This window comes from Psychrobacter sp. I-STPA6b, from assembly GCF_020662265.1.
Taxonomy (GTDB): Bacteria; Pseudomonadota; Gammaproteobacteria; order Pseudomonadales; family Moraxellaceae; genus Psychrobacter.
Window position 1 is genome coordinate 55,836 of the sequence record NZ_VEWM01000054.1, and the last position, 14,056, is coordinate 69,891.

Here is a 14,056-nt window from a genome sequence, read left to right on the forward strand (position 1 = left end):
AGTTTATATGAAATTATTTTGAACGAATTAAATCTTTTTCTACCGCTTTATACAATAATAGTCCAATAAAATTCACCGAAACCATCCATTTCAAAAAATAGCCAATATCAATATGATATGCTGGATAGGTTGGAGATAGTGAATGTCGCATTAGCTCTAGATTATGAATAAAAGGATTATACAAAAGATAACTAAGATATGGCTCAGGAACAATATGAATTGAGTAAATCACCCCTGAAGCAAAATATAAAACGGTAAAAATCAGACCAACAACCTTACTAATTTCTCCACCATAATAGCCAATAACCATCATGATCAAAGCCAAACCAAAACTAAATAAAAATAAAGTTGCCCAACAAAATAACACAACATCAAGATGTGCCAAGCTCGGATAAATACCAAAAAAACTTAATAGGGCTAGTAAGAGAACAAAGGTAAAAAAATAAATAATCAACTCTAGAAATGAGCGGGCAATAATCACATCAATATGACGTACAGAGCGATACATCAACAGCCCTTTATTTGCTTCCACAGCGCCTAACGAACGATTAGCAATGCGACTTAACATCTGAAATGGCACCAATCCTGCTACCAAAAACAATGTATACTCCATGCCAGGCAAAGCACGCTTCATCACAGCACCAAAGATGACCAAGTAAATCGCCACTTGGAACATCACCTCTAAAGGCGCCCATAAATATCCTAAGCGATATCCACCAAACCGAGTCTGTAGCTCCCGCATCAATAAGGCATGAAAAGCAGCACCCATGACCTTAAGACCACTACGTCGTTGTACAGGACGATAAGGAGGTAACTTAATTGACATATTATCTTTCTAAGGTTAAAAAAGTCGCTCCTATAATAAGCGGGAGCAGAAGAAGTTACAAGAGATTATCATTGAAAATACACTCAACCGCTACAAGCATACGACCAACATCAATGCTAATATGCTTCAGTGGTGAGAAGGCATAAAAAAAGCCAGTCACCTAAGTGACTGACTTTTCTATAGAAATATGGTGGCGATGAAGAGACTTGAACTCTTGACCTCACGATTATGAGTCGTGCGCTCTAACCAGCTGAGCTACATCGCCATTTGAGGCTCAGTATTATGCCGAAGCATCTTAACTTCGTCAACCCCAAAAGTATATTTTTTTCAAATAAATTGAGGTTCAAAGTATAAAACCAAAGTAAAGAAATGGTAAACCGATAAGCCGGGTTCTGTCGAGGACGATCATTCATCTAGGTGTACCGTTACCAGCACACTCAAGCAACCTACCCGCATCGAACGCGGGCCACGCCATATCGATGCCTATTTGGTCTTGCTACGTGTGGAGTTTACCTTGCCATGGACTGTTACCAGCCATGCGGTGCGCTCTTACCGCACCCTTTCACCCTTACCATTTATTCTAAAGAAAAAAATGGCGGTCTTCTCTCTGCTGCACTTGTCGTCGAGTTTCCCCGCCCAGCCGTTAGCTGGCACACTGCCCTATGTAGCCCGGACTTTCCTCCCTTTTATTATCCATTAGATAATAAAACAGCGATCGTCTGGTTCACCAGCGCGCAAGTATAGCAGAAAATCTTCTTGCTCACATCGTCATTTTACTATTAATACACATTTAAGGGCTGTATTATCCCAACAACCATGCTGTCTAGTAGCCATAACGACGCTGTAGTTGAGTGAGATTTCTTTGAATTTCAGAAATACGCTGCTCACTTCTACGTATTTTATCAGGAAGTCCAACCAGATAGGCTCTGGCCTCTTTTTCTGTTTTAAAGCCGAGATTATCACCATCACGTAATTTACGATATTCTTCTCTATACTTTTCTAAATCCTGCTGTTCCTGTGTTAATTGCTGACTTAAAGTATGGTAACGACGACCATCAGCATTGATACTCTGTAGCTCAGTATTCATACTAGCTGGACAGACAGCATTCATTGATTGCCCTCGTTTACCGATAATATAGGCATTGTCACGAGTACAATACTGCGTTAACCCAGCCTGTCTTCCTCGCTCCCAAGCTTGGTAATCTGGTGCAATACCTACTTTTGCACAGGCTTTATTATGACTATTTAGACGTGCAGGGGTATATCCTGACGCACCATCACTAAAACCAATTGCTTCCCAGTTCCCTGTGCGACACTCTTCTTTAGATAAAGTCGCACAGCCTGAGAGTATTACTATACTGGCTAATATCAAGATACTACGAACACTCTGAAATACCCCCATAACACCTCCTAATGAAGTTGAGTTAAGTCTACTGAGGTTTCATCTTTGACTTCTTTTAAAGTGGCTTTTAATAATAAATATCCAGCCAAACCAGAAACAATAGACCCCATGATAATACCTAACCGTTCATCAAATCCAGTTAAACTGCTATCAAATGCCAAACCACCAATAAATAAGCTCATGGTAAAGCCAACTCCACATAGCAGTGCAGCACCATAAATTTGTTTATAATTCATACCTGTTGGCATCTTAGATAGACCCAATTGCAAAATTAACCAACACATCAACATGATGCCTATTTGCTTACCTAAGAACAAGCCGGCTGCAATACCCAATGGAACAGAATGGAAAAGTGCATCAATACCGGAGCCTTGTAGCGAGATACCAGCATTGGCAAAAGCAAAGATTGGCAAAATACCAAAAGCAACTGTTCCATGTAAGTCATGCTCTAGCTCTTCTAATGGAGAATGCTCAGGGTCAGTTTTATCTCGCATTGGAATAAAGAACGCCAATATCACACCTGCTAAGGTTGCATGGACACCTGACTTTAATACCGCTACCCACATGATAAGCCCAAACAGCAGATAAGGTGTAATACGTGTTACATTCCGGCGGTTAAGAAAATATAAAAATGGCAAACATGCACTGGCAACAATTAATGAGGTCAGTGACATCTCACTGGTATAAAATAGTGCAATAATGAGAATCGCACCAATATCATCAAAAATAGCAATAGAGACCAAAAAAACTTTTAAAGCATTTGGCACCCGACTACCAAGCAGGCTTAATATACCAATAGCAAAGGCAATATCAGTAGCAGCAGGAATCGCCCACCCCTGCATATAGTCTGTATTATGATGATTAAAAGCAATATAAATCATGGCTGGTACAACCATGCCACCAACTGCGGCAGCAGCTGGCAAAATGATTTGCTTTAAGTTTGATAGCTCACCAATGAGTACTTCTCGTTTTAACTCAAGCCCTACTAAGAAAAAAAACACCGCCATAAGTCCATCATTAATCCAATGATGAGCATCCTTATCAATTGCTAAACTACCAATTTGTACAATAACTGGCGCATGAATAAAGCTTTCATACCAATGATGTAGTGGTGAATTTGCTACAATCATTGCTGCCAGTGCAGCAAGTGCTAATACAATCCCACCTGCAGCATCAAACTCAAAAAACTGCTTTATCCGTCGTATTGCCATAGTTGCTCCTTAAAGAAAATACCCATTCTTATACATGTGCCACTCATCCAAAATAAATCAATCACTGTATACACTTACAATGTCTTTTCGTATATATATTATTGGTACAAGCGCCCCATTATGATATATGGGCAGTATTATACATAGGCTCGCAAATACATACACTTAGTTCACTAAATACAGTTTCAATTTTAGAGAAAAGTAGCTATCCTCAATGGTGATACAGCCGTCATTCTATCAGAAGATAAGAAAATAAAAGTGATGACTATTGTCAATTCAGCGATATCTTTATTATTTATCACTGCTATATATCACCTCCACCTAATCTCACTTATTCCATTATTTGACATAAGACTTAACAGAAGCTCATTTAACCATTTCTCATTGCTGGCTTTTAAAACCCATGAATTCCTTTTTCTGGTTTTTATATAACAACAAAACCCAACCATCATTCGACAGTTGGGTTTTTCTCCCCTCCCTCTGGGAAAGCTTGAGAGAGGGAAATTAACGATTTATTAACTATTTGTTCTTAAACTACGCTGAATATACTTCACGCACTTTTTTAGTCATCTCTACCATGTTTTGCAACGCTGAGATGGTTTCTTCCCAGTTACGAGTTTTTAGACCACAGTCAGGGTTGACCCATAGACGCTCAACTGGAATGTATTTTTGTGCTTCATCAATCACCACCTGCATGTTACTGCTGTCTGGGGTGCGTGGGCTATGAATGTCATACACACCTGGTCCAATGGCGTTGTGGTAGCCGTCATTTTTAAACGCATCCAACAACTGCAAGCCTGAACGTGACGTTTCAATAGTAATCACGTCTGCGTCCATATCAGAGATATGATTTAGGCAGTCATGGAAACTTGAATAACACATGTGTGTATGAATTTGCGTGTCTTCATTGGCACAGCTTGCAGAATGCTTAAATGATTTAACCGCTTCACTCCAGTAGTGTGGTTGGTCAGCTTGTTTTAGTGGCAAACCTTCGCGGAAAGCAGGCTCATCAATCTGGATAATGCTAATGCCCGCGTCTTGTAAATCACCCACTTCTTGGTTAATCGCTTCGGCAATTTGCAGACGTAAGATGTCACGAGTCTCGGCATCACTTGGAGCAAATGACCAGTTCAAAATAGTCACAGGACCAGTTAACATACCTTTCATTGGTTTATCAGTTAAATCTTGAGCGTATTTAATCCACTCTACAGTCATCGCATTTGGACGGCTGATGTCACCAACCACGATGGGCGGACGTACACAGCGAGTACCGTAGCTTTGTACCCAGCCATTTTTTGATAACCAAAACCCGTCCATATATTGAGCAAAGTATTCAACCATGTCGGTACGCTCTGCTTCACCATGAACAAATACGTCAATGCCTAGTTTTTCTTGCTCATCAACAGCACGTTTGATTTCGGCTTGCATCGCTGTTTTGTAGTCAGCGTCTGATAGTTCACCTTTGTTCCATTGACTACGTGCTTTACGGATTTCACTGGTTTGTGGGAACGAACCAATGGTAGTGGTGGGGAACAATGGCAAGTTTAATTTGTCTTGCTGTTTGGCGTAACGCTCACTAAATACCCCTTGACGCACTTGGGCATCATCATTGTATGGGGTTAGTTTGATGTCAGTGGCATTAGCGTCTGCTTTCACATCGCCTGTTGCTAATTGACCACAAATGACCACTTCTTTGAGTTTTTGCTTAGCAAATGCCAACTTGCCTTGTAGCTCGCTTGGCACGTCTTCTGAGGCTAAATCGACTGGTAAATGTAGCAATGATGAGCCCGTACCAACCCACAATCTGTCTTGCAAACGCTCATAAGCACCTGCTAACAATTCTTGAGCTTTAGTTTGGTCAGTTGTCCATACGCTACGTCCATCAACCACACCAATAGATAGGGTTTTGTGGCTTGGTAGATGGTCAATCACTTGAGTGATATATTGCTTAGGCTTGTTGGTGCGAGTCACATCAATATGCACACCGCTAACAGGTAAGTTACACGCCAAATGGCAGTTATTACCTAGGGTATCAAAGTAGCTGGCAACGATTAATTCAGGTGGCGTTTGTTGCAAGCCATTATAAGCACGCTCAAATGCTTGTTGCCATTTGCCTTCTAGGTCAAGTGACAAAATAGGCTCGTCCATTTGTACCCACTGCACACCTTTTTGACCAAGCTGATTTAATAGGTCAGCATACACAGGTAGCAATTTATCAAGATGGCTTAATTTGTCTTCTGCTTTTGAGCTGGCAAGGTATAAAAAGCTAACTGGACCGACCAATACTACTTTTAATGGCGTGTCTTGTTTACCATTTTTTTCAAGGATTGCTTGAGCATCAGCAACTTGTTTAAAGATTTGGGTAAAGTCAACATTATCAAAGCTTTGCTCAGCTTCTAGCTCAGGCACAAGATAGTGATAGTTGGTGTCAAACCATTTGGTCATCTGCCACGCCGCTTTGTCTTCATATTTGCCAGTATGGTCACGACCACGAGCAAAGTAGAACTGACGATCAAACGTATCTAGGGTTTCTGCCCCTTCAAAACGTGGTGGCTGAATACCAAAGGCAACCGCTTGGCTTAATACCAAATCATAATGAGCAAAATCACCAGTGGTTACGATAGATAGACCAGCGTCGATTTGGTCTTGAATATTGGTAGTAAATACCGCTTGCAATGCCTCAAGGGTCGCTTGTTTGTCTTGCTTGCCTTTCCAATAACGCTCTAAGGCAAATTTAGTTTGGCGTTTGTCGCCAATACGGGGAAAACCTAAAATATGGGTAGGTGTGCTCATAAAATACTCCTTTGGTGAAAATTAAACCATTAAATGAAAATAGTTAGATTCGATGGTGAGTATCTTACGTCATTTGTTTAATGAATAAAAATCATGTTATTCATTTTAAGATGAATTATTTTAATTATTGCGATGAATACTGTATAATAGCCAACTATCTTATGAACACCTTAGCAGTTTACTTAATTATTACTTCTTATTATTAGCAATACACTAAATTGGTCACACACTATGCTAGAACTTCGCCACCTTAACACCTTAAAAGCCTTACGTGCACATGGCTCACTTGCCGCCGCCGCCGAAGAGTTACACGTCACTGCCTCCGCCGTCTCACATCAACTCAAAGAATTAGAAAACTATTACGACATCAGTTTGGTCAATCGCCGTACCCGTCCGCTGAGCTTCACCCCCGCAGGGCTTGAAGTGCTTAAATTGGCAGACAGCATTTTGCCACAAGTCACCCGCACCAAAATGAGCCTAAAACGCCTTGCCCACGGACAAGCAGGCAGATTACGCCTTGCCTCAGAATGTCACAGTTGTTTTGATTGGCTAATGCCAATATTGAATAAATACCGCCGAGAATGGTCAGATGTTGAACTTGACTTTGCCACAGGGTTTGAGCCAGAGCCGCATCATCTGCTATTAGAAGGGGACATTGATTTACTGATTACCACCAGTGACTTACCGATAGAAGGGCTACATTATCAGCGACTATTTGAATACGAAAGTCGCTTGGTACTCTCTCCCACCCACCCACTGGCAAAACTTGAACAAATCACCGCATCAGACTTAACAGCCGAGACGCTGATTGCCTACCCTGTCGAAAGTAAACGGCTGGATGTCATTGCCAAATTTATGTCACCCGCGGGCAAAGAGTTTGCCAAAATACGCACCACCGAGCTGACTGCCATGTTAGTACAGCTTGTTGCCAGTGAGCGTGGCGTAGCTGCATTGCCTGATTGGGTAGTGGCAGAATATGAACGCAAAGGTTGGGTGGTATCACGTCCACTGAAAACTGAAAATGGACTAGGGGTATATTGTCAGCTGTATGCCGCCACTCGCACCAGCAGTATGAACACCGCCTATATGCAGGGGTTTGCCAATTTATTAGAAGGGATTGTAAAACCTTAATAGATTAATAATTAAATAACAGCTAATCTGTAGCCAATCCTGCTGTCCGCTTATATCTGCCTTGCCGATGGCGTGCGGACTAATGTGTCAGAGGGCATTGCTGTTACCTCAACACTGTCCCCTGCCACAGTCCGCATCGCCATCAGCTACGTCAGGATACCGCTACCATCAGGGCTAGCGGTCACATCGGTTATCTTTTCAATATTTATCGTTATTCAAGGTTGTAGCATATATTTTACAAACAGCAATTAGATAAATGGTGCATGGAATGCACCCTACAAACTAGTCCCGAGCAGTTTGAAGTTGACTTTAGCTCATTAGAAAAACCTAAGGCACTTAAATGAATAAGTTAAGAATTAGAGAAATCTTATCAAAAAAGAAATGTGAAGATAATAATATTTTTATATCAAGTGATAAAAATATGGAAACTGATGGTTTATATACACATTTAAGCAAAGGACACAAAGTTGTTTCGTCTAAACGCTATATTATTTTAGATAGCGGTAAAGAAATATTTATCCCTATCTCTAACCTCATAGAGGTGCTACCAGATAGAACAGGATTTATCGTAATTTATGATAAGACACCAAATAAATTTAGCGAAGCTAAGAGCTATCCTTGGTTTTTTGAGCGACCTAATAATGCCGCAGTATATAACTCTGACGGGAGTTTGCGTTTCCAAATTATATTAACAAGAAATCTCGATAATGATTTATATATAGATGGATTTGCACAGCCCTCAATAGAGCATCCTGATAAAATTAGTGTTTTGATTAATAGCATTACCAATCCTGAATTATATTTTCGTCAATTATATGCAGTTGATCCCAATAATCCAGAATTAATTGAAACTAAACAACAAATACAACGCTAATAAAGTGGACATAAAATAAAACCACGAAAATAGATAGTCTGCATATAGCACGTAGGTTGGGTGGAGCTTGCGACACCCAACCTACATGCTATCTATTCAATATTTATCGTTGTTCAGGGTTATAGCGTATATTTTACAAACAGCAGTTAGATAAATGGTGCATGGAATGCACCCTACAAACTATTGAAGTTCAGAATCCTAAAGGTAAAGCGGTCATTAAAATACGTTATTAATTTAAGAGTGATTAAAATGAGAGAGAATTATAATAAGCCATGGCTTCCTAATGATGATAAAGCAAAGGATATTTTTCTTGCCACAGGGGAAAGAGATGTAAGAAGTGTTAGCAATTTATTAGATAAAATTCAAACTTTCGCTCCTATAGTTAACCCAGTTTTTATGTTTAGTAAAAATTGGAAAATTGCATTAGTAACCCCTAATAGTATTAATTCAAAAGCCGAAGAATGGGATGATTATTTTTTTAGTAGTTTAGAAAGATTAGATAATGAATTTGCTAAAAAAGAGTTTTACTGGACGTGCTTAAGTAATATAAGAGACTTATCTGAAGGAACTTATTCTTATCAACAGTTTAATCCTGCTGGCATAGCAAGAGCATCACTAACATTGGAAAATTATATTGTCATTCGTTCTTCTATGCCCTATATATGTACAGAAACTATTGTATGTTTTAATTCAAGCTTAGATATTCTTATTTACCAAATAGCAGGGGAATATATTCTTATAGCGGCAAACGAATTATTATTGAAAAAGATATTTGCAGAAAGCCAATACAAGGGATGGAGTATATTGGATAATAACAGCCCTTTCTATGGCAATTTGAATACTGCATTGAACTTTGCGAAAACTATTTATGAAGATAACAATATGGCTTTCTAAATACCAAAAATCTAACTTTGTGGTTTGTAACTTATACTTATACTTATACCTCTATTCAAATATTATCCGAAAACGGTGAATGGCCGTATTCTATAACCCTAAAACTAAACAATATATAACAGCACGTAGGTTGGGTGGAGCTTGCGACACCCAATATGATAGATTAAAACTAACTCCACCCTACTACTTGTAGAATACCATGCAATATCGAAGGCACTATCATCAGGGTGCAAGTTATTTCTTCACAATTAACCTTGCCGATAGATCAAGTGACTTGCTTATTAAAGAGATTGAAACCCTACGCAACGCCTTTAAAACCGTCAAACAAAAACATCCCTTTCACATAGATACTATCGTTATTTTACCTGATCATTTGCATATTTTATGTACAATACCAAACGACGATGCTCACTATTCTAAACGTATCAAGCTTATTAAATACGACTTCTCTTATCGTATTGCCAAAACCGAACCTATCTCAAAGAGCCGTCAGAAAAAAGGCGAGCGTGGTATTTGGTAATGTCGATTTTGGGAGCATTGCATACGTGATGAGTTGGATTATCGCACTCATATCGATTATATCCATATGAATCCTGTAAAGCATGGCTATGTTGAACGGGGTCAGGATTGGCAATACTCATCATTCCATAAATTCGTAGCGGAGGGTTTATTACCTGTAAATTGGAGTGATTGAATAGCTCTTCGATATATAATTGTTGGTAGAGCTTGCGACACCCAACCTACGTGCTGTAGCTAAAAGTAAGTTTACGGAAAGACAGATGGATGATATGAAAGCTGGGAGAGATAAAATAGATGGCTATACTTGGCATCATAATGCACAATCATCACCTAATAATATGCAACTAGTTCCGATGGACATACATTCTAATAAAACCATGGCACACACAGGTCAAAATTCTTTAAAAGAGGGCAAGTAATGAATATATTCGATGAAAATGGAACTAATTCTCTGAATCAAATATCAGAGATTGAAAATTTATTGCTTTATAAATTTCCTATTAAATATGTTGAATTGGTTCAAAAATATGACGCTTTACAATTAGAAGACAATACTTTTGACTTTATTAATATTTATGGCACTAAGGATGATAGAGATATTAATTTTATTAGTTTAAAGAAAAACCATGAAAACGGTAATATTATTGATTTCCAAAAAAATATTTGTGAAATTGATAATTATGGAATAAAGCATCTTATTGTATTCGGAATATGTGGCAATGGTGATTATGTATGCTTTGATTACAGGCATAACCCCATGACAGATAATCCAAAAGTGGTTTTAGTCTATCACGATGATTTCGTGGATTATGAAGATGGCAGTAGTCACATGGTGATTAACTTTGTAGCAGACTCTTTTGAAGAGTTTATGGAGATGTTACACGAGTAGTTAATTATCTAACGATGAAAAATGGGAGATAATTATGCAGTTAAAAATTTATAGAGAGAATGGTATTCTCTCTAAGGAAGTTTTTAGTACTGTAGAAAAAAAAATAAATTATTTTTTTCCAGGTTTGTACAAGAAAATAGTTACAAAGCATGACGGAATGCGTCTATATAATAACATTTTTGATTTTACTAATGTATATGGGGAAGTAGATGAAAGAGATGTTAACTTTTTAAGTTTTGATAATAGTGAAGTCGAAAATATTCTTGCTGAACAATATGTATCAGACCCTAAGTATGCAGGAGTACCTCACTTAGTAGCATTTGCAATTTGTGCAAATGGTGATTATGTTTGTTTTGACTATCGAGACGATCCAACAGGTGATAATCCTAAAGTAGTATTAATGTATCATGATGATCACATAGAAAATGAAGATGGTACTACTTCTATGGTAGTTAATCATGTTGCAGACTCTTTTGAAGAGTTTATGGAGATGTTACACGAGTAGTTAATTATCTAACGATTAAAAACAAAGAATTTGTTAGTATAATCAATATACTGGACAAGTGATTAGTTCAATAAAGGGCGAGTATTAACTCGCTCTTTATGCATTTTAGTAAAGTAATTTACACCCAAAACCCTGATGGCACAGGGTTAGGTAATGGACGGGCAAAAAGCACAGGTAAGTTTGATGACAATGGTGAAGAAATCTATCAGCGTGATAGTGGCGGTTTTTATATTATTGATAAAAATGGCATACAACAACCTGTTAATTCACCCAATGATCATGGTAATACTTTAGGTGACCAACCTGCTGAATTATACTGCTTAACTTGCCGTCGTACAGGTGAAGTGAAAAAGTATGGTGAAACCACTCTTGGAGAAGATGCTTTTGGAGTAGGTAACCAAAAACGCTATACCAAAAAAGAGAGGAAAGAAATGGATGTGCGATATCAAAAAATAGACTCAGGTACTAAAAAAGATATGCATAGTAAACAAACTGAAATGATTAAAGACTATGAGCAAAAATATGGTAAAAAGCCTGATCTTAATAAAACCTATCAATAATTAAAGGAGCAGCTATGAAATTATGGATGAGTGCAGAATACAGTGGAAACATAAGCGATGAACTTAGAGTCTCACAAAACTTCGTAGAAGACGAAATTAACTCAATAATTGATGGTAAAGACTATGATATTGATTTAAAAAGTTGGGATTGTATAGCTGTTTTAATGAAAGATAAAAAAGACCAAGAGCGGTATTGTGAAATCATCAAATATTCACCAAAGACTAAAGACATGGATTTTAGACTGCAAATTGATTATCCTGAGTTTGTTAATGGTGATGTCAAGCGACAGCAACAGCTCATTTATGAGATGCTGATGCGTAGTTTAGACTTATTAATAGAAAAGGGCTTAAACGAAGCAGGAATAGAAAACTTACGCCAAGACACTCAAAGCGTTGCCTTAAAAAATGGCTGGATAACTATACATTAATCACATGAACAATAATAAACTAAAAAAGCTTGGTTTTGCCAAGCTTTTTTAGTTTATTAAATTGATTGGTACTAAAGTAAGTATCGCCACAAAAGTTACCCCCAATGTCCCTATCTATGCAGTCAACATACGCCATGACAATGGCTTAGAAGAAACCTTCAACACCACCGAAGAACACCTGTTCCGGATTGACGGGCTTGGCTGGCGAAAAGCCTCTATTTTAGAATCAGGGATAATAAATCTATTAAAAATTCTTAGTAAATTAATACTTCCTCATCTAAATAAAAAAGGTAGATTAACGAAATGTTTACCCACCTTTTCTCACTTACTATTTAAAAAATACAAACTTAGAATACAGTCAAACTGACTTACGATAATTTAGTCAGTTTAGTCACTACAAACGCATCCAAAGCATCTTTAGTAACAGCAAGTAGATGTTGAATATGCTCACTTTCAAGATGTTTTTGCAAAGCATCTTCACTTTGCCAAGTTTCATAAAATACAAAATGTGCAGGATTTTCATTATCTTGGTGCATATCATAACTGATACAGCCCCGCTCTACACGAGTTGGCTCAATCAATTTTTGTAGCTCTGTTTTAACCATCTCAATTTTATCTTGTTTAGCAGTAATGTTAGCAACAATAGTTAGAGGTGTATTTAACATAACAGATCCTTTTTTATTAGAAGTTTATAGTAATACCATGTTAGTTAATAAGCCTATCAAGGAAAACAGACAAAAGCACTATAAGTTAGTAAGCTAAGTCAGTTTTGGTATAGATAAGCTATTTGAGTAAGTTGGTATAATTATCATATATTGTACTAGCTCAAACCTAATCTGACAGTACCCCCAAATTGACGGTCAAGATGTCAGGTTATATTTGAGCTAAATTCTTTTGTGCCCAAACGGATTTACCCTCAGTAAGCGTTTGCATAGGTGTTCTACCACAGCACATCTTACCTTGATGAGTTCTTTCATAATTATAATAAACAAGCCAATCATCTAAATCAGCTTGTAGAGACTCTAGATTATCGTAAATCTTCTTTCGAAAAGCAATTTGATAAAACTCTTGTAAGATAGTCTTATGAAACCGCTCACAAATACCATTGGTTTGCGGGGATTTGGCTTTAGTCTTAGTATGATCTATATCATTGATAGCCAAATAAAGCTCATAATCATGTTGTTCTACCTTACCGCAATACTCAGTACCTCTATCTGTTAATATTCTAAGCATCGGTAACTCATGCTCTTGATAAAACGGCAATACCTTATCATTGAGTAAATCAGCAGCTGTAATCGGTGTTTTGGTATTATATAACTTAGCATGTGCTACCTTCGAATAAGTATCTACAAAGGTCTGCATATAAACACGTCCAACGCCTTTTAAATGACCGACATAGAAAGTATCTTGTGAGCCTAGGTAGCCTGGATGTGCTGTTTCAATCTCACCAGATGCTTCATCGTCTAGTTTTTTCTTTTCAAGTGCTGATATTTGCTCATCAGATAAGAGGATGCCTTCGGCTTCTACTTTTGCCTCTAATGCCTTTAAACGTTTATTGAAGTTTTCTAGGTTGTGTCTTAACCATATAGAACGTACACCACTGCCTGAAACAAAAATACCTACTTTTCTAAGTTCATTAGAGGTTCTGTGCTGACCGTGAGCAGGATAGTCTATGGCATGTTGTATGACAGCTTGTTCTGTGGACTCATCAACTCGATTCTTAAGGTTAGGTACTCGCCTTGATTGATTCACTAATGCGCCTATACCGCCGTTGTCTGCCATTTCTTTATAGCGATAAAAGGTGTCTCGAGAGACCCCCATTATTTTACAAGCTTTAGAGACGTTACCTAGCTCTTGAGCTAAGTTTAGTAAGCCTGCTCTGTGTTTGATGATTGGATTACTATTTGTGCTAGAATGGTTCATGTGTGTTATTCCTTATTTGATAAAGTTTAGACATCTTCATCAATTTGGGTAACACACTCTTTTTTAAAGTGTGATTGTCAGATTAGGTTGAGACTAGTACA

At 38.0% G+C, this 14,056-nt stretch carries 15 protein-coding genes, 1 tRNA gene and 1 other RNA gene; 9 read left to right on the top strand and 8 right to left on the bottom strand.

The features are described 5' to 3' along the window. Positions 1 to 13 precede the first annotated feature (13 nt). The 6 genes from FHK88_RS03950 to metE all read right to left on the bottom strand — a co-directional run bounded on the left by FHK88_RS03950 (position 14) and on the right by metE (position 6,232). Positions 14 to 826: an ABC transporter permease gene (locus FHK88_RS03950; protein ID WP_227429469.1), complete on the bottom strand. Its 813-nt coding sequence runs from the start codon at positions 824 to 826 to the stop codon at positions 14 to 16. Positions 827 to 1,014: 188 nt separating this feature from the next. Then, a tRNA-Met gene (locus FHK88_RS03955) sits at positions 1,015 to 1,091 on the bottom strand. Positions 1,092 to 1,191: 100 nt separating this feature from the next. Then, an RNA gene (gene rnpB / locus FHK88_RS03960) (RNase P RNA component class A) lies at positions 1,192 to 1,557 on the bottom strand. A gap of 92 nt (positions 1,558 to 1,649) precedes the next feature. Next, positions 1,650 to 2,228, bottom strand: coding sequence for a DUF2799 domain-containing protein (locus FHK88_RS03965; RefSeq protein ID WP_227429470.1), 579 nt, complete (start codon positions 2,226 to 2,228; stop codon positions 1,650 to 1,652). Between the two features lie 8 nt (positions 2,229 to 2,236). Beyond that, positions 2,237 to 3,439: a Na+/H+ antiporter NhaA gene (gene nhaA, locus FHK88_RS03970; protein WP_227429471.1), complete on the bottom strand. Its 1,203-nt coding sequence runs from the start codon at positions 3,437 to 3,439 to the stop codon at positions 2,237 to 2,239. A gap of 534 nt (positions 3,440 to 3,973) precedes the next feature. Then, positions 3,974 to 6,232 carry a 5-methyltetrahydropteroyltriglutamate--homocysteine S-methyltransferase gene (metE, locus tag FHK88_RS03975; protein ID WP_227429472.1) on the bottom strand — a complete coding sequence of 753 codons (2,259 nt, stop codon included), beginning with the start codon at positions 6,230 to 6,232 and terminating at the stop codon, positions 3,974 to 3,976. A gap of 231 nt (positions 6,233 to 6,463) precedes the next feature. Here metE and FHK88_RS03980 point away from each other — a divergent pair, with 231 nt between their 5' ends. From FHK88_RS03980 to FHK88_RS04020, 9 genes are all read left to right on the top strand, one after another. Beyond that, positions 6,464 to 7,363, top strand: a complete 900-nt coding sequence (locus FHK88_RS03980) for a LysR family transcriptional regulator (protein WP_227429473.1) — start codon at positions 6,464 to 6,466, stop codon at positions 7,361 to 7,363. Positions 7,364 to 7,703: 340 nt separating this feature from the next. Then, positions 7,704 to 8,237, top strand: coding sequence for a hypothetical protein (locus tag FHK88_RS03985; protein WP_227429474.1), 534 nt, complete (start codon positions 7,704 to 7,706; stop codon positions 8,235 to 8,237). A 249-nt stretch (positions 8,238 to 8,486) separates the two neighbouring features. Further along, on the top strand, positions 8,487 to 9,131 hold the full coding sequence (locus FHK88_RS03990) for a hypothetical protein (RefSeq protein WP_227429475.1): 645 nt from the start codon (positions 8,487 to 8,489) through the stop codon (positions 9,129 to 9,131). A 199-nt stretch (positions 9,132 to 9,330) separates the two neighbouring features. Continuing rightward, on the top strand, positions 9,331 to 9,651 hold the full coding sequence (locus FHK88_RS14140) for an REP-associated tyrosine transposase (RefSeq protein ID WP_264480601.1): 321 nt from the start codon (positions 9,331 to 9,333) through the stop codon (positions 9,649 to 9,651). A gap of 193 nt (positions 9,652 to 9,844) precedes the next feature. Then, positions 9,845 to 10,069 carry an HNH endonuclease gene (locus FHK88_RS04000; protein WP_227429476.1) on the top strand — a complete coding sequence of 75 codons (225 nt, stop codon included), beginning with the start codon at positions 9,845 to 9,847 and terminating at the stop codon, positions 10,067 to 10,069. Further along, complete coding sequence (locus FHK88_RS04005; RefSeq protein WP_227429477.1) at positions 10,069 to 10,539, top strand: SMI1/KNR4 family protein; 471 nt, start codon at positions 10,069 to 10,071, stop codon at positions 10,537 to 10,539. The genes FHK88_RS04000 and FHK88_RS04005 overlap by 1 nt, the downstream gene beginning before the upstream one ends. 34 nt (positions 10,540 to 10,573) lie before the next feature. Further along, entirely contained in the window at positions 10,574 to 11,044 is a 471-nt protein-coding gene (locus tag FHK88_RS04010) for an SMI1/KNR4 family protein (protein WP_227429478.1), read from the top strand. A 98-nt stretch (positions 11,045 to 11,142) separates the two neighbouring features. Further along, entirely contained in the window at positions 11,143 to 11,604 is a 462-nt protein-coding gene (locus tag FHK88_RS04015; RefSeq protein ID WP_227429479.1) for a hypothetical protein, read from the top strand. Positions 11,605 to 11,618: 14 nt separating this feature from the next. Continuing rightward, positions 11,619 to 12,032 (top strand): Imm44 family immunity protein, encoded by a 414-nt coding sequence (locus FHK88_RS04020; RefSeq protein WP_227429480.1) that lies wholly within the window; start codon positions 11,619 to 11,621, stop codon positions 12,030 to 12,032. A 368-nt stretch (positions 12,033 to 12,400) separates the two neighbouring features. Here the strand turns inward: FHK88_RS04020 and FHK88_RS04025 are convergent, their stop codons facing one another. Then, positions 12,401 to 12,697 (bottom strand): putative quinol monooxygenase, encoded by a 297-nt coding sequence (locus tag FHK88_RS04025; RefSeq protein WP_227429481.1) that lies wholly within the window; start codon positions 12,695 to 12,697, stop codon positions 12,401 to 12,403. A 208-nt stretch (positions 12,698 to 12,905) separates the two neighbouring features. Continuing rightward, positions 12,906 to 13,955, bottom strand: a complete 1,050-nt coding sequence (locus tag FHK88_RS04030; protein ID WP_227429178.1) for an IS481 family transposase — start codon at positions 13,953 to 13,955, stop codon at positions 12,906 to 12,908. Positions 13,956 to 14,056: the final 101 nt, after the last annotated feature.